The 17,447-nt window shown below is 43.4% G+C and carries 14 protein-coding genes; 10 read left to right on the forward strand and 4 right to left on the reverse strand.

All coding sequences use genetic code 11. The annotated features are described in order from the left end of the window. The first annotated feature begins 225 nt into the window (after window positions 1–225). From FTV12_RS03475 to dnaX, 5 genes are all read left to right on the forward strand, one after another. Window positions 226–1,617, forward strand: a complete 1,392-nt coding sequence (locus FTV12_RS03475; protein ID WP_004783922.1) for a 3-oxoacyl-ACP reductase — start codon at window positions 226–228, stop codon at window positions 1,615–1,617. 189 nt (window positions 1,618–1,806) lie between these two features. Then, a complete protein-coding gene (locus FTV12_RS03480; protein ID WP_159123195.1) occupies window positions 1,807–2,661 on the forward strand; it encodes a MaoC/PaaZ C-terminal domain-containing protein in 855 nt (284 codons plus the stop codon). A 59-nt stretch (window positions 2,662–2,720) separates the two neighbouring features. Continuing rightward, entirely contained in the window at window positions 2,721–3,983 is a 1,263-nt protein-coding gene (locus FTV12_RS03485) for a serine hydrolase (protein ID WP_180017572.1), read from the forward strand. 83 nt (window positions 3,984–4,066) lie between these two features. After that, window positions 4,067–4,510 carry a copper resistance protein NlpE N-terminal domain-containing protein gene (locus tag FTV12_RS03490; RefSeq protein ID WP_180012052.1) on the forward strand — a complete coding sequence of 148 codons (444 nt, stop codon included), beginning with the start codon at window positions 4,067–4,069 and terminating at the stop codon, window positions 4,508–4,510. Between the two features lie 275 nt (window positions 4,511–4,785). Further along, on the forward strand, window positions 4,786–6,876 hold the full coding sequence (dnaX, locus tag FTV12_RS03495; protein WP_180033508.1) for a DNA polymerase III subunit gamma/tau: 2,091 nt from the start codon (window positions 4,786–4,788) through the stop codon (window positions 6,874–6,876). Window positions 6,877–6,883: 7 nt separating this feature from the next. Here the strand turns inward: dnaX and FTV12_RS03500 are convergent, their stop codons facing one another. Both FTV12_RS03500 and FTV12_RS03505 read right to left on the reverse strand, forming a co-directional pair. After that, a complete protein-coding gene (locus tag FTV12_RS03500) occupies window positions 6,884–7,318 on the reverse strand; it encodes a thioesterase family protein (protein ID WP_104425981.1) in 435 nt (144 codons plus the stop codon). 54 nt (window positions 7,319–7,372) lie between these two features. After that, a complete protein-coding gene (locus tag FTV12_RS03505; RefSeq protein ID WP_166134994.1) occupies window positions 7,373–8,530 on the reverse strand; it encodes an iron-containing alcohol dehydrogenase in 1,158 nt (385 codons plus the stop codon). 118 nt (window positions 8,531–8,648) lie between these two features. Here FTV12_RS03505 and FTV12_RS03510 point away from each other — a divergent pair, with 118 nt between their 5' ends. Genes FTV12_RS03510 through FTV12_RS03525 form a run of 4 tightly spaced genes read left to right on the forward strand, consistent with a single transcriptional unit; the run spans window position 8,649 to window position 12,387 of the window. Next, window positions 8,649–9,158 carry a low molecular weight protein-tyrosine-phosphatase gene (locus FTV12_RS03510; protein WP_004783908.1) on the forward strand — a complete coding sequence of 170 codons (510 nt, stop codon included), beginning with the start codon at window positions 8,649–8,651 and terminating at the stop codon, window positions 9,156–9,158. 3 nt (window positions 9,159–9,161) lie between these two features. Continuing rightward, a complete protein-coding gene (gene murB, locus FTV12_RS03515) occupies window positions 9,162–10,199 on the forward strand; it encodes a UDP-N-acetylmuramate dehydrogenase (RefSeq protein ID WP_166134992.1) in 1,038 nt (345 codons plus the stop codon). A gap of 5 nt (window positions 10,200–10,204) precedes the next feature. Next, on the forward strand, window positions 10,205–11,344 hold the full coding sequence (locus FTV12_RS03520; RefSeq protein ID WP_166134989.1) for a YdcF family protein: 1,140 nt from the start codon (window positions 10,205–10,207) through the stop codon (window positions 11,342–11,344). Continuing rightward, window positions 11,344–12,387: an alpha/beta hydrolase gene (locus FTV12_RS03525; protein ID WP_004783902.1), complete on the forward strand. Its 1,044-nt coding sequence runs from the start codon at window positions 11,344–11,346 to the stop codon at window positions 12,385–12,387. Before FTV12_RS03520 ends, FTV12_RS03525 begins: the two co-directional genes overlap by 1 nt. An 84-nt stretch (window positions 12,388–12,471) precedes the next feature. On the opposite strand, the gene FTV12_RS03530 is transcribed toward FTV12_RS03525, so the two are convergent. Together FTV12_RS03530 and FTV12_RS03535 are read right to left on the reverse strand one after the other, a co-directional pair. Further along, window positions 12,472–14,142 (reverse strand): FMN-binding glutamate synthase family protein, encoded by a 1,671-nt coding sequence (locus FTV12_RS03530; RefSeq protein ID WP_125278993.1) that lies wholly within the window; start codon window positions 14,140–14,142, stop codon window positions 12,472–12,474. Window positions 14,143–14,602: 460 nt separating this feature from the next. Further along, window positions 14,603–15,625 carry a YafY family protein gene (locus FTV12_RS03535; RefSeq protein ID WP_166134987.1) on the reverse strand — a complete coding sequence of 341 codons (1,023 nt, stop codon included), beginning with the start codon at window positions 15,623–15,625 and terminating at the stop codon, window positions 14,603–14,605. Between the two features lie 241 nt (window positions 15,626–15,866). Here FTV12_RS03535 and FTV12_RS03540 point away from each other — a divergent pair, with 241 nt between their 5' ends. Then, window positions 15,867–17,426 carry a circularly permuted type 2 ATP-grasp protein gene (locus tag FTV12_RS03540; protein ID WP_179992461.1) on the forward strand — a complete coding sequence of 520 codons (1,560 nt, stop codon included), beginning with the start codon at window positions 15,867–15,869 and terminating at the stop codon, window positions 17,424–17,426. Window positions 17,427–17,447 lie beyond the last annotated feature (21 nt).

The following is a 17,447-nucleotide window of genomic DNA, read 5'->3' on the forward strand; positions in this document are numbered from 1 at the left end:
AAATAGATCGTCTTCTTGGCGGTTACATTAGCATAGAAGAAGATAGGCTGTATTGACTACAATGACATTACAGACTGCGCTTAGGTCAAGTCATCTGCCTATTATCTCAAGTATGATTGGGCGGAAACTGGTAGATCTATTGAAATATAAGTGTCTGGCATCATACTGAAGTTTAAGGATAACTTTAGATCAACCAAAAATTAATTTGTATGAGAGATAATAAACATGACTGATCAGTACCAAACTTTTGCAAAATCTCCTATTGGTAAATTTGTCATTAAAAATTTGGGTCTGCCATCCCCAACTTCTTTAGACCGTTTTGAGTCTGCTACACCAGTTGTCAAAGGTGCGGTATTGTTTGGAGCAGCACCGGCAAGTACCTTGACTGGTGCTATTGCTCAGGTTCTGGCAAATATTCATGCCAATAGTTATGCAGGTAACAATGCTGAACTGCAACAGGCTGCTGCATCGGCTGGACTGAATCTGGGCGCGTTTAATCCGGGCGATAAAGAATCAAAATTCAAAGTTGTCATTTTTGATGCTTCAGGAATCGAAAATTCAGAACAGTTAAAATCACTTTATGATTTCTTCAACCCGATTGCGCGTCAAATCCAAAGTTCTGGCCGTGTCGTGATTGTGGGGACTACGCCTGAAACTGCTAAATCAGTCAGTCAGTCAATTGCTCAACGCGCACTGGAAGGTTTTGTAAAATCTGTGGGTAAAGAGTTTAAAAAGGGAATTGCAGCAAACCTGATCTATGTAGATGCCGGTGCTGAAGCAAATCTTGAATCTGCTTTACGCTTTGCAGTTTCTCCACGTTCTGCCTATGTTTCTGGTCAGGTGATCCGTGTTTCACCTGCTGAAAAAGTGGATGTAGACTGGACTAAACCATTAGCGGGCAAAACTGCTGTAGTGACTGGTGCGAGCCGTGGTATTGGTGAAGCGATTGCTCATGTATTGGCACGTGATGGCGCACATGTCATCTGTCTGGATGTTCCGCAACAGCAAGCAGACCTTGACCGTGTAGCCGGCGAAATTGGCGGTTCAACTTTAGCCATCGATATTACTGCTGCAGATGCAGGTGAGAAAATCAAAGCAGCAGCAGCTGAGCAAGGCGGTCTGGACATTATTGTGCACAATGCCGGTATTACCCGCGACAAGACTTTGGCCAATATGAAACCTGAGCTATGGGATCTGGTGATTAACATCAACCTGTCTGCCATTGAACGTGTAAATGACTATTTAATCTCCAACGATGGTCTAAATGCCAATGGTCGCATTATCTGTGTATCCTCAATTTCAGGTATTGCAGGTAACCTGGGTCAAACCAACTATGCAGCGTCTAAAGCGGGTGTGATTGGTGTGGTGAAATTTACAGCACCAACCTTAAAAAATGGTATAACCATTAATGCTGTTGCACCGGGCTTTATCGAAACACAAATGACGGCTGCGATTCCATTTGCAATCCGTGAAGCAGGCCGTCGTATGAACTCAATGAGCCAAGGTGGTCTACCTGTCGATGTTGCAGAAACAATTGCCATGTTTGCTTCTACGGCTTCAACAGGTTTAAATGGCAACGTGGTTCGTGTCTGTGGTCAAAGCCTATTAGGGGCTTAATGGAATCTCTCCCGACCTCTCTTAAAGAGAGGAGAAGCCCCCTTTTAAAGGGGAATTCAGGGAGATTAAAATTCTAAAGAGAAAATTCCAAGAATTCTCAAAACCTCTCCAGTGCTTCACTTTCATACAATGATTGAAGTATGCTCAGGAGAGGTCACTTTATAAAGATAATATTTCCAAAGGTTCAGTATGAATACGCGCCATTTTAGTCAACTTCCAAAACCTTATTTAGCCTATCCAAAAGTGATTCAAGGCTTGATTTTTAAAAAGCCGAAAGCTGAAAAAGTTCTGCCGCAAGTTGAATATGTGGTGGATTCATTCAAGGTCGATCAGAAACATTTAAAAGCCTATAATGAAGTATGTGGCTTTAAAAATAATGGTTATATTCCAGCTATTTATTTGACCGTATTGTCTCAAAGTCTACAAATGCACATGATGACCTCGGAAGCATTTCCGTTCCCGATTTTAGGACTGGTACATATCCGTAATCAGGTCAAGCAATACCGTAAAGTCGGTGTAAATGAGACTTTAACCCTGTCATGCAAATTTGGTGAATTACAGCCCCATGACAAAGGCGTTCAGTTTGATTTTATTACCACAGTCAAAGTGGGCAATGAAGTCGTCGTTGAGGCATTAACGACTTATCTTTCACGTCAAAAGACTGATGCTAAAGCTGCTGCAAAATCAGCAGAAAGTAAAGCACCAGACTATAAGCTGAATACTGAATGGAAAATTTCAGAAAATACAGGCCGCCGTTATGCCATGACCTCAGGTGATTTTAACCTGATTCATATTCATGCTGTTACAGCGAAGGCTTTTGGTTTTAAACAGGCAATTGCACATGGTATGTGGAGCAAAGCCAAAGCGCTGGCTAATCTGTCATTGCCAGATGCATATGAAGCCGATGTCTGGTTCAAGTTGCCGATGTACTTACCCTCTAAAGTTGAGTTCCTGACCGCTCAAGCAGCGAATGATACAGATTTCCTGATCCGGAACAGCAAAAACCAGAAGCCGCATGTCACTGGTCATGTAAAAGCAATTTAAATCTGAATCAAAAGCCTAAACTCGATTTAGGCTTTTTTATTTTAAGGGATCAAAATTCTATGGATAGAATGATGCAGCCAATCAAAGATTATCTGTTTGCTGATCAGCATAATTATCAGGGCAATGTGGATGCGCGTTTTCGCGACCTTGCTCGTCAGTTTAGCCGCTTACAGGATGCACGTACTGATCAGGGTGGTGCGGCACTTGTTGTATATTTTCAGGGACAAAAAGTTGTCGATATCTATACCGGGAAGAAGTCTGTCACTGAAAACTGGCAGCCCGATACCATGTCACTATGCTATTCCACTGGCAAAGGTGTACTAGCAACCCTAGCGCATATTCTGGTCAGTAAAGGTTATCTGGACTATGACAGATCAGTTGCAGAATACTGGCCTGAATTTGCCCAGAAAGGTAAACGCTCTATTACTTTGGCACATATGCTGAGCCATCAAAGTGGTTTGTTTGATATCCGTAATATCATTGATGATGCCACTGAAATGGCTGACTGGTCACACATGCTGGAGCGGATCGCGGCAGCTGAGCCACGTTTTCAGACCACGACAGATGCCGCTTATCAACCTTTGACTTTTGGCTGGCAGGTGGGGGGAGTACTGGAAAAGGCAACCGGTAAATCATTAGGCCAATTAATGCAGGAATATTTAGTTCAGCCTCTGCAATTAAATGGTGCCTATTTTAGTGTGCCGCTGGATGAACTGCCTCGAGTTGCGCGACCGATCTTTAAAGCAAAATCTGCATCTCAATCTTCTAAAGGCAAAAGAGTAGTTACACGCAAACCCGGTTTAATGGAGCGTGCTCTGGTCTGGAGTGGTCAGAGTCCACAAGATTTTCAGGATGGCATGATTCCTAAAGGCATGAAGAATTTTAGCTTCTTTAGTGATGAGGGATTACAGGCGATTATTCCTTCAGCTAATGGCGTCTTTACTGCAGACAGTCTGGCAAAAATCTATGCGATGTTGGCCAATCACGGTGCTTGGCAAGGCCAGCAGTTGATTTCACCTCCAGTATTCCAGCGACTAAGCCAGGTGCAATATACCCGTCGTGATCGGGTGATGCCTGTGCCAATGCACTGGCGTCTGGGTTATCACCGTATTTTGACATTGGGTAAAGCCTCTACAGGTTTTGGTCATATGGGCTTTAACGGTTCTGGTGCCTGGTGTGATCCGGAACGCGGTTTAAGTTTTGCCTATACCCATAACTTCCCAACAGGTTCATTAACTGGAGATTACCGTCTTTGGGGGCTGACGCAGGAAACTTTGCGCTGTGCTGATGCGGTATTGACGGGAAGAAAAGGCTGGCGCTAACTGAATATCCTTGATTTGGGAGTTTAGTCAGTCATTTAAAATATGCTATTTTGTGGCAAATTCCAGTGCTGCGAAATGAAACCATGAAAAAAGTAATACTGATTCCCTTAGTGGCAACCGGTGCTTTATTCGGTTGTCAGGATCAAACCCAATCAGCTAAAAATACTGTTGTTGAAGCCAAGGCACAGATTCCAGCATGGGCGGGAGAGTATCAGGGTACAACTCCTTGCATGGGCTGCTTGTCCCGTTGTGATGATTGTCCGGGCATGGCTGTCATGCTAACTCTGCACGAAGATCAAACTTATACTTTAGAACGTGAAAGCCTGAGTGGTCATAATGAGGTGGAAACCTTTAGTGGCCCGATTCGTTTCCAAGATGATTCTCATCAGAAAATTGAGCTGGTGAATGTAGCGACTCGTAATTTACTGTATGTTGATCTGGAAGAGCATGTGCTGGAAATCCGTGAAGACAAAAGCGGTAAACGCTACCAGATGCAGAGTGATTTTATTTTAGGGCGATTCGCTTAAACAGATTCAACCCAATCCTTTATCTTTGATCAGAAATTTTTATTTCTAAGATTGTATTAATCCGCTCAAATAGAGCGAAAATCAATAGATATTTTATTTTCCAAATATACTAAAAATATCCTGATATTTCAGTCAGGCATAAAAATGGAGCAAACAGCTTCGAGATAGTTGATTTAAATCAGATTGATAGGTCTATCTCTCCAGATCATAACTGATTAATTCATTCACTATTTTATAAAAAAACAGTATGCTTAGACCTGTAAAAAGGAGCATACATGTATCAAGTACTTGCGCGAAAATACCGTCCCCGCAATTTCAACGAATTGGTCGGTCAAAACCATGTTTCACGTGCCTTAACCAGCGCACTGGAGCGTGGCCGTTTGCACCATGCCTATTTGTTTACGGGAACGCGTGGTGTTGGTAAAACCACGATTGCACGTATTTTGGCGAAGTGCTTGAACTGTGAAACCGGTATTACTTCGACTCCTTGTGAGGTATGTCCGACCTGTACCGCCGTCAATGAAGGCCGTTTTATTGACCTGATTGAGATCGATGCGGCATCACGTACCAAAGTCGAAGATACCCGTGAGCTGCTGGACAATGTCCCTTATGCGCCAACTCAGGGTCGTTTCAAGGTTTATCTGATCGATGAAGTACATATGCTGTCCACGCATTCCTTCAATGCTCTATTAAAGACACTGGAAGAACCACCGGAGCATGTCAAATTCCTGTTCGCAACCACAGATCCACAAAAGTTGCCGATTACAGTTATTTCTCGCTGTCTGCAATTCACTTTGCGTCCATTGGCTGTCGATGAAATTACCGAACATCTGGGCAATATCCTGACGAAAGAAAGCATTCAGGCTGATCAGGATGCGATCTGGCAGATTGCAGAATCAGCACAGGGCTCGCTTCGTGATGCCTTATCCTTAACAGATCAGGCGATTGCCTATGGTCAGGGGGCTATCCAGCATCAGGATGTCAAAGACATGCTGGGCTTGATCGACCGAACCATCATCTATGATCTGATTCTGGCGATTCATCAGAACCAGAAAGCACGTGTTAGCGAATTATTATTGCAATTCCGTCAGCAGGCGCTGGATGTATCACTGGTATTAGATCAGTTGATTTCTACCTTGCATGAACTGGCTTTATTACAATACCTGCCAGATTTAAGCCTGAAATACAGTGCCGAGATCAATCAAAAGATCATGCAGTTATCGGCTTTGATTTCAGCACAAGATTTGCAACTGTATTATCAGATTGCCTGTAAAGGCCGGGCTGACCTACAGCTTGCGGTTACGCAGGAGCAAGGCTTTGAGATGACGGTGCTGCGTTTGCTAGCCTTCCGTCCGCTACAGCCCAATGAAATTCCAACTAATACAGCTCAGATACAACAAGCTGTACCTGCTGCTTCAGCTCCACAACAAAATCAGATAACGCAGCAGGAAAGTGCTCCGGTTGCTCAAGCTGCTGTAGAAGATTTTTCATTAGATGCTGGCTATGAAGACGAGCAGGATAATCATCCAGTCACTGCACAGTCTGAACCATCTTCGGATGATTTTCTGGATGAAGACGAGCCAGAAACCAATTCTGAGCCTCAAGTTATACAAGCTGAATCAACTAGGGTAGAACAATCTGAGTCTGATCAGATTGTATTTGATCCAAATCTGGAAGATGGTCTGTTTGGTTTTGACGATGTTCATGCAGAACCTGTTCCATCCAGCCCTGAAGCCAGCAGTGATGATTTCCTCTTAGAAGAATTCATTCCTGAAAATGATACTGCTGCACCAGTAGAACAAGAACCGGAGTTTAATCTGGATGCCTCGACTCCTGAATCAGAACAAGTGACTCATAAAGCAGATGAAAGCCAGCCGGAAATTTCTACTCAGACAGAGGCTGCATCAACTCAGATTGCAAATACAAATATTTCTACAGACCGTAATCTGCTGCCGCAGGATATTCTGCAAATTCCGGTACAGGATATGCAGGGTGAATGGACGGTAGAAAAATGGGAATTCTGGTTCCGTAACAGCCAGTTATCCCCGGCAGTTCAGGAACTGGCTCAGTATGGCATCATGACTGGTCAGATTAATGCAGCATCGGTCTTTCATATTCCAGAGCGTTATCAGCCGCTTTTGTCGCAGCTACAACATCATCTGGAAGCAGCTTTGCGGGAACAATGGCCACAGACCATTTTCCAGGTGAAGTTTGAAGATGTAGAGCAGTTAACGCCATATACCATGCAGCAAGAACGTAAAGTACGCGCTTTTAAACGCGCAGAAGAGCTGCTGCATGCTGAACCGGCTGTACGTGACTTGCTGGAACAGTTTGATGGTGAATTGCACAATATTCAGCTGAAATAAAATAATTTTAGGCTGAGACAAAACGCGCTAAAGCATCCCGCATTTCAGCTGGAATCGGGGTGCTTTTTCGTGTGTAGCGATCGACAAACACATGCACAAAACTGCCTTGAGCGGCTGCTGTATCAGAATTCATTTTAAAGATTGCCAGATCATAGCTGAGAGAACTATTCCCCATTTTTTCTATGGCGACACCTACCTCAATAATTTCCGGATAAGACAGTTCCTGATTGAACTGGCATTGCGAGCTGACCACCAGTCCAATCATTGGAGAATATTTGGGATCAAATGCGGCTTCCTGAATCAAAAGGGCATTCGCGGCCGTATCAAAATAGCTGTAATAAGTGACATTATTGACATGGCCATACAGGTCATTGTCCGCCCAACGAGTCTGTATCGGCAGAAAAAATGAATAATGTTCGCGTTGTTTAAGAGCTGCTTTCATATTTTTAAATAACTTGTAGTGGCTAGATCTGCTGAGTCGAAAATAATCCTAAATCTAATAGATCGCCTGATAAATGTTGTAAGCATCTTCCAGAGTAAGTTCACGTGGATTGTTCTGTAACAGGCGGCTCTGTTTCATGGCATCTTCCGCCATAATCATCAGCATATGTTCAGGAATTCCTAACTGTTTGAGTTTCAGGGTTAAGCCACTTTTCACCAGATGGTTATTAAAATGATCAATAAACAGGTCAGTCAGGCCATCGTGACAGCCTTTGCTTTGTGGATCTAACCAGCACATCAGTTCGGCATAGAGCGATTTGGCATCCGGCGTATTAAATTTCATCACCTCAGTTAATACCAGTGCATTACTATGTCCATGCGAAATATGGAAATGTCCACCTAATGGATAAGCCAGTGCATGCACAGCCCCAACCGGTGCATTGGCAAAGGCCTGACCTGCCAGCATAGAACCAACCAGCATGTTTTGACGTGCGTCCAGATCCTGCCCATCGTCCAGCACACGTTGCAGATTGGCATTTAACAGTTTTAAGGCATGCTTGGCCAGCATATCGGAATAAGGATTTTTTTTGATTTTAGAGGTATAAGCCTCAATAGCATGAACCATGGCATCAATGCCAGTCGCAGCAGTAATTAAGGGCGGCAGATTTTGGGTAAAGGTTGCATCCAGAATGGCAGTATCTGCAAACAGGATCGGTGCCACAATTCCGGTTTTGGTAGTTTCACCTGTAGTGACAATTGAAATCGGAGTAACTTCAGATCCTGTACCTGCAGTGGTAGGAACCAAAATCAAGGGCAAACGGGGGCCAGTAGCCTGATTTACGCCATACAGATCAGACAAAGATTGGTGCTGTGCCGGATGACTCAAGATTGCGATCAGCTTGGCGACATCCATAGAGCTGCCACCACCAAAGCCAATCACGATATCGACATTTTCCTGTTTGGCAAAATCTGCTGCTTCAAGCACTACATGCTCAGGTGGATCGGCCTGTACATCGGAATAAATTGCATAATCCAGTCCCGCATCTTCAATAATTTCCAGAATAGGCAGGTGTAATTGATGCTGTAGCATGCCTGGATCAGTGACTAGTAAAACACGCTGATAACGGCCCTGTTTGAGAATAGAGGATAATTCCTGAATCGTGCCGAGGCCGGCGATGATGTTGGGAACGGTTTGAAACTGAAATCGATTCATGTCTTTATCCTTTAATTTTTATCGCAAATACAAAATTATTATGGGGCGGTGATATAGGATTCATCAGGTAAATAACTTAACATAAGTATCTTGAAAATGATTAACTCTGAGGTTGTTTATGTCATCCAGAACGCCATATAAGGTGTTATGTGTTTGTTTGGGAAATATTTGTCGTTCTCCCACGGCAGAAGTGGTACTCAGACATTATTGTGATGAACAGAAACTCGATATTGTGGTCGACTCAGCAGGAACCAGTAATTACCATCCGGGGAAAGCACCTGATTTGCGTAGCCAGCAACATGCCTTAAAACGGGGTTATGATCTTTCTGGCCTGCGTGCGCGTCAACTCAAAACCCATGATTTTATTGATTATGATCTGATTCTAGCGATGGATCTGGAAAATCTGGCAGATATTCAGGCGCTCCAGCATCAGGCAGAGGCAGAATTCGGACGCCTGCGTGCCCAGGTTGCTTTAATGAGTGAACATGATCAGCACTATCCAAAACAGGCTTTGCCAGATCCATATTATGGCGGGGCAGATGGTTTTGAGCGTGTCCTGAACCAATGTGAGTCCAGCAGTCGGGCCTGGGTAGAAATTTTTAAACAACATCAAACAGAAAAGGTTTAAGTCATGCAGATTCAGACTCAGGTTCAACTTAAACCTTTTAATACGCTAAATCTCGAAGTGATTGCCGCTTACTACAGCCGGATCCAATCAACTGATGATCTGATTGCTGCACTGGAGTTTGCTGAGCAGCAACAACTGAATGTGCTGATTCTTTCTGGCGGTAGCAATATGTTATTGCCGGAACAGATTGATGCTCTCGTCCTGCATATGGATATCCAGGGCATTGAAATGCTAGAAGGAAATGAGCAGCATCAATGTCTGCGGGTAGGTGGGGGCCAAGTTTGGCATGACTTCGTACTCTGGACGACAGAACAGAAACTCTATGGTCTACAGAATCTGGCCCTGATTCCCGGACTGGTCGGCGCATCTCCAGTGCAGAATATTGGGGCATATGGTGTCGAAGTCGGCGAATTTATTCATGCGGTAGAGGTCTATGACCGTAAGCTGAAAAAATTTGATTCCATTCCTGCTTCAGACTGTCATTTTTCCTATCGTCATAGTATTTTTAAAGATGATCCAACACGTTATGTGATTACACACGTTACTTTTAAATTACTAAAACAGGCAAATCTGAAACTGAATTATGGTGATCTTAAAGCAGCGGTGGGTGATAATCTCACAGCAGAAAACTTGCAGCAGCAGGTGATCCGGATTCGTCAGAGCAAACTGCCTGATCCTAAAGAATTTCCAAACGTGGGAAGTTTCTTTAAAAATCCTATCGTAAATCAACAGGTTTTTGACCGAATTGCTGTGCATTTTTCTAATTTGCCCCATTATCCACAGGCCAATGATCAGGTTAAAATGGCGGCAGGCTGGCTGATTGATCAGGCAGGCTGGAAGGGGAAACAGCTTGGGCCAGTTGGCATGTTCCATAAACAGGCACTGGTTCTGGTGAACTATGGTCATGCTTCTCTGACGGATGTCCGTCAAGCCTATGGCGCAGTACAGCAGGCTGTCTGGGACAAATTCAAGATTATGCTCGAACCTGAACCGGTATTATTTGATTGTAAAGGCTTAATTCGATCTCATCAGGATAAATAACGTATATGAAAAACACCCATTGGATGGTCCGTTTAGTACAAATCGTCGCAGGACTGTTTGTATTTTTCGGCTGTCTGGTGATGTTGATCTATTCGCCATTTTATTCGCAGCTTGTGGTTAAGGGACTCAATCGATTTGTGTCCTTTGAAATTAACGAAGTTGCAGCACAAAGCCAGAAAATGGCTTCCTTGAGTGAAGATGATACGCTCGAACCAGGTTCTGATCAGTGGATTGCCCGTCAGGCTTATTTGCGTGTGATGGAGCAGGATATCCAGCAAAATCATTCTGCCAATCTGATGCTGATTCAGGCACGCTACAAGGTACTGCAACAGATGATTGAAGAACATCAGCGTGAACAGCAGGAAGAAAAAGCAGAACAGAACCAGCCTGCACAAGTGCCTTTATTGTCCCAGCAAGAACCTGTGGAAGCCGTTGACCCGACTCAGAAGGTCCGCGAACTGCTGGAATGGGACAGTAATGAAAACAAGGAACGGATTGAACAATATGTTGAATTCTTAACGACTCATCCTCTGGAAGATGAAGAAGCGAGTGCCGTACAGGTCACAGCGAAAGAGGAAATCAAGGAAGATCTGGCTTTACTGCAGGAACAGCAGCAACAGAAACCGGTCAATCAGTCTAAACCTTATGCCATTGTGGTCTTAGGTGGTGGTTTAACTTTACATGAAAATGGTAAGGATATTGTGGTCAATGACTATACGCGTTTGCGTCTGGAAACCACACTCGCAGTTGAAAAACAGTATCAGTTACCGATCGTATTGAGTGGTGTGGAAGCGCCGTATATGCAGCGCTGGTTACAAAATTACAATGTCGATGCCAAATTGCTTGAAGACCGCAGCATGAATACCTGTGAAAATACCCGTTTCAGCTCGTTATTATTGCAAAAAAAAGGTGGGGCACCGACTGTGATTCTGATTACCGACCGTTATCATATGCCGCGTACCCGTCGTCTGTTTGCACTGAATGGTATTCAAACGATTCCAGTGGAAGCACCGATGCCGAAGTCCTTGACCCGTTGGCGTCCAAGTCGACAAAATTATGATCATAGTCGCCGTGCCAATTATGAAATGCTGGCCACTATCCGCGATATGTGGTTTGGCTCCAGTGACTGTCGGGAGGTGCCTTAATGTCTGATATTCCGTTTTTAAATCCGACCATCCTGAAACAGCTGGATTTACCTGTGCCAAGCAGGGAAACAACGCCACAGCTTTTACAGCCCTTAAACTTGAATAGGGATGACCAGCCGACTATTGATCTGCTGTCTTATCGCAGACTATATGGTTTCGATTTGCTGGATTGCAAGCATTGGCAGGGCTATGTACAGATGCCGCTGTTTAAACTGCATGTGCAAGTATTTACACCTAATCTAGAAAATACCCGTTTTGACAAGATTCAGGGAACGGCCTTTCTGTTACATGGATATCTGGAACATAGCGGAATTTATCAGCCGATCGTACGTGAGTTGCTGGAACAGGGCTTTAGCGTCCTGACTTATGACCTGCCGGGGCATGGTCTCAGCGATGGTTCATCTGCCAGTATCCAGAATTTTGACCATTACCAGCAGGTTTTGCATGCGGTATATCGTTATGTGAAGCATGCAGAGCAGTTACCGAAACCATGGGTTGGTATTGGACAAAGTACTGGTGGTGCGATCTGGATGCATCATTTGCTCGAATTTGCAGAACGACGTGAAAATCCGTTTGTAGATCGCGTGCTGTTATTGTCACCGTTGATTCGTCCGGCTAAAACTGCCTGGTGGCATAATCCGCTCGGACTCGGCATTATCAGCCGGATCAAGCGTGAAGTACCACGTCATTTCCGTCGTAATAACCATAATCCTGAATTTCTGCGTTTTATCCGCCTCAAAGATCCTTTGCAACCCCGCATGATGGGCATGGACTGGATTCTGGCGATGTCACGCTGGATGCAGGAAATGGAAGCACGTCCAGCCTGTCGTATCCCTGTCTGGTTAGCTCAAGGTGCTCAGGATCAGACAGTGGACTGGCGTTACAATATTGAATTTATCCGGCGCAAGTTCCGCCTGCAAACTTTGCTAATGCTGGAAGAAGGTTCACATCAATTGATTAATGAACGCGCGGATATCCGTGCAGCACTCACAGGTTTAATTCCAGCCTTTTTACATGCGCATGGCAGTAAGACCTATTATTAGACTGTGACACTCTCAATTAAAAAAAGGCGTTTTAGTAAACGCCCTTTTCTTGTCTAATTTGACTAAGTTTTGATTCTTATAGGCTCAAAAACTTTCCAGTTTGGCCATATTCCACATACGGAAATAAAAGTTTTCCTCATCTTTATTTTCACAGTGTAATAATTCACCTTCTTTAAGCCAGAAATGAATCTGGGCAAAGTTCTTGATTTCATGATTGCTGATTCGCTGTGCCAGATGATGCGGTTTAATAGCAGAAGGATGTTTTAAACCTGCTGAAGCGATTAGCTCAGACAGGGCATGCATTGTATTTTTATGGAAATAAAATACTCGCTCGGCCTTAGTCGGGACATGCAGGGCTTTTTGACGCTCTTTATCCTGAGTAGTGACTCCCACAGGGCATTGATTGGTATGACAACTTTGAGCCTGAATACATCCGACTGCAAACATGAATCCGCGCGCTGAATTAACCCAGTCAGCTCCAAGTGCCATGGTACTAGCAATATCAAAGGCACTGATAATTTTCCCGCTTGCACCAATTTTAATCTTGTCTCTCAATCCTGCACCGACCAAGGTATTGTGCACAAACAAAAGACCTTCTCTTAAAGGAGTACCCATATAGTCAATCAATTCAATTGGTGCAGCACCGGTACCGCCCTCAGATCCATCTACCACAATAAAATCAGGATAAATTTTGGTATGTAGCATGGCTTTCACCATACTCATAAATTGCCAAGGTTGACCCAGACAAAGCTTGAATCCGACTGGCTTACCTTCAGAAAGCTCACGTAGTTGTTGAATGAAATTCATCATTTCAATCGGGGTTTTAAACGCCGGATGTCCAGAAGGTGAGACACAGTCATGTTCACGGCTAATCCCGCGAATCTGTGCAATTTCTTCTGAAATCTTGGCTTTAGGTAAAATGCCACCATGCCCAGGCTTGGCGCCTTGTGAAAGCTTGATTTCAATCATCTTTACCTGAGGTAGCTTAGCTTTTTCTGCAAATTTTACCGGATCAAACTGACCTTCTAAGGTCCGGCAGCCAAAATAGCCGCTACCAATTTCCCAGACAATGTCACCGCCATGTTCCAGATGATAAGGGCTGATACTACCTTCACCGGTATCATGAAAGAATTTGCCTTTTTGCGCACCAAGATTTAAAGCCCGAACCGCATTGGCACTTAAACTCCCGAAACTCATAGCCGAGATATTCAAAATTGAAGAAGAATAAGGCTGCGTACACTGCTCATTGCCGATCAGAATGCGGAAGGTTTCTGGATCAGCAGGTCGGCAAGGGGTGAGAGAGTGGCTAATAAACTTATAATTTTCTTCATAGACATTCATGATTGAGCCGAAAGGCTTATCTGAATTTTCATTTTTGGCCCGTTGATACACCAGACTGCGCTGCATACGTGAAAATGGCAAAGCATCCCGATCCGCTTCAATAAAATACTGACGAATTTCAGGACGGAATTCTTCAAAGATAAAACGAAAGTGGCCCATAATCGGATAATTTTTTAAGATTGAATGTCTGTTCTGCAAGACGTCATATAGGCCTAGCAGGCTCAGCAGAATACTAACGATCCATAGTGTATTCACTAAGGTTGCCGGCATAAAATAATAAATATAGCGCGGCTCATAACCGATATGAAAAATCGTAAAAATAACGGCGATGGTGATGCAGGCAAACCAGACCGAATGCCGTGAAAAGAAAGTATTAAGTAATTTGTGTCGTACTAATTGCGCAGGGTTAGCCATTATGAAATTAAATCCCTATTTCCACTACGATAGCGTTTAATAATGTGCAGAGCTGCCTGGCTTATACAAGCATAGAATTGTTTTTTAATTTTATAAACTTGCTGAAAATGGAGCGTAGGCCGCTATACCTCACTTCTAGATAGATAATAAATTTTCCAAATAATCTTCTATGGAAAAATTGTGCAAAAGGCATGCATTCTTTTTATTTCAAAAACAGGCTTAAGCGCTCTATAGTGATTTTTATCCCCACAGCAGGAGTGTAAATTATGACAAAAAAATCGATCCGTTTTAATAATGCAGAGCTGGCTTGCTCATGTTATCAGACTCTTTAATTTCTAATGTGACACATCCGGTCTGTTTTCTGGGGCAAGAGGAAAGCAGACCGGCTCAGTAACAGACCACCAGAACAATAAGAAAAATAAAATGATAAATTGATCAGGTCCCCAAAATGGGGACTTTTTTATTCTTTGGAAGAGACTGAATCAGTTTCATTCACTTGGTAAACAGCATCTGCCACTATTTTTGGTTCGATATTTTTGATTTTATTGCCAAAACTTCGTAACCACCAAACCAGTTGTGAGGTAAAAGGCACAGTTGCGCTAATCAGGGCTATGCCATTTTCAATTTTTTCAATTTTTTGATCTTTGCTGAGCTGACTTTCTTCAAAATAGTGCGCATCAGATTCAGGCATGCTCAGTTGAAGCAATACATTTTCCGTTGGCTGGTTAAAATCGACCCGGAATCCTAAAGCGCCAGATTCAATATATTCATCAATATCAAAATTTACCGGGTGTAGGGCACGAGAATTCAGCACCTCTGCTGATTTAAAACGGTGCAGGGCAAAGGTCTGAATATCCGATTTATCATGACGGGTACAGACCAGATAGATAATTGAACCTTTTTGCACTAATGCCAGCGGATTTAAAATATAGGTTTTCTCTTCGCCATTATGACCACGACCCTGATAAACACATTCCAGCTGTTTGTCCTGTAACAGGCCTTCGTAAATCGCCTGTTGGGCCGTTTTATCAACGACAGGCGGAATAAGCGGTTGGGTAGCTGGCACGATTCTGACCCGGTTAATCCATTGTCGTACGTTATTTTGTGAAGACAGGCTGCGTCGAGCCAGATCAAACCAGGGATTCATTTCTTCAATCAGACTAGGTGGCAGTAGGTGTTTGAGATGTTCTTCCACCATCATAAAAGTCACCGCCTGTGAACTGGTCATATGCGGCAAGCTTTGAATAGGGGCATCTGAACGCCAGCGCCAGCCTTGTGGTGTGGTTTTACTGCTCTCAATCGGAAAACGCTGGGCAATCTGATTCAGGTCACGCTGAATGGTGCGTAAACTGATCTCGATCCCTTCGCGATTCAGGATTTCCTGGAGTTCACGGGTTCCCATCCATTTGCCGGTAGAAAGACGCGACAAGATTTGCCATTGGCGGTAAAGGCTATTGGAGGTTTCTTTTTCTTGTGCTGACATAATGTATTTTTACTGGCAATCAGTGGAAACAAATTAAATATGAGCTTACCACAATAAGAAATCTGAATTTTTTTCGCAAGTTATTCTGCGCAACAATTGACCTACAATCCGTAAACATCTTGGCGAAAAATGATATTGAGTGAATAGGCACTTTACTGGGTTAATACAGACTTCGAAACGGATGTCATGGCATGGATATTGCTTTGATTTTATTATAATAGATTACAATGAAGAGGTTTGTATGCTAAAAGAAAGCCAGGATACAAATACTATTACAACAGTAGAAAATCATACTGCAGCAGATTTAAGCAAAAATTTTACAGATACTACAGCACTTAATATTTCAATCAAGCACAGTCCGCATTTTTTATACCAAGAGATTTCTTCGAAATTTTTCAATGAAATGCGTGATCATCAGGTAATACACAGTCAGGCAGGTCAACGAATTGAAGAATGGCTGTCACAGCATACACTAGATGAACTGAATCAGCTAAATGAAGTAGCAAAAGAACATTTTCTTTATGACGGTATTACGTTTACCGTGTATGGAGATGAGCAAGGCACTGAGCGGACTATTCCTTTTGATGTAATCCCACGGGTGATTGCCCGTAAACAGTGGAATATGGTGGCACTCGGTTCAGCACAGCGTGTTCAAGCCTTAAACCTGTTTCTGCATGATATTTATCATCAGCAGGATATTCTTAAAGCCAATATTGTCCCTGAGCTTCAGGTGCTCACCCATGAAGCGTATCAGCCACATATGTACCAGCATCATTTGAAAGGCAGTATCTATAGCCAGATTAGCGGGATTGATATTATCCGGGATTCCAAAGGTGAATTTTATGTACTGGAAGATAACCTGAGAACGCCATCTGGGGTGTCTTATATGCTGGAATGCCGCAAGATCAGCCAGAAGTTAATGCCAAAAGTCTTTGAGCAATCCAATATTGCCGGTATTGAACAATATCCAAAACTCTTAAAAGAAATTCTGGCGGAAAATGCTTATACCGATAATCCATTCATTGTGGTTTTGACCCCGGGTCGTTTCAATAGTGCATACTATGAACACGCTTGCCTTGCAAGGGAGATGAATGTGCCTTTAGTGACATCACGTGATCTTTTTGTTGAGAACTCGAAGGTTTATGTAAAAACAATACGTGGGCGTCAACAGGTTGATGTTATTTATAGAAGAGTCGACGACGCCTATCTTGATCCACTGTGCTTTAAACCAGACAGTACTTTGGGTGTTCCGGGCTTAATGTCCGCATATTTACAGCACAATGTTGTAATCGCAAATGCCCCGGGTACAGGTGTGGCAGATGATAAATCGATTTATCCTTATGTCGATAAAATGATTCATTTTTATTTGGGTGAAAAACCGATTTTAAATAATGTTCCAACCTACCAATGCCGTAATCCGGAAGATCTGGACTATGTGTTGACAAATTTGGATCAGCTGGTCGTCAAGGAAGCACAAGGTTCTGGCGGTTACGGCATGCTGATTGGGCCACAAGCCTCTCAACAGCATATTGATATTTTCAGAGATAAAATTTTAGCTGCGCCGCATTTATATATTGCGCAGCCAACTTTGAATTTGTCGGTCAGTCCGACTTTAAGCAATTTTGGTATTGCTGAACGACATATTGATCTGCGTCCTTTTGTCTTGAGCTCACCTTACCGCACTGAAATTGTGCCAGGTGGTCTGACCCGGGTAGCCATGCAGGCAGGCTCACTGGTGGTCAACTCATCGCAAGGTGGCGGGATCAAAGATACTTGGGTAGTCGACAACTTACATTCATAACATTCCAAAGAAGGATAACGT

Origin of the sequence: Acinetobacter sp. YH12233 (assembly GCF_013417725.1) — a bacterium.
Classification (GTDB): Bacteria; Pseudomonadota; Gammaproteobacteria; order Pseudomonadales; family Moraxellaceae; genus Acinetobacter.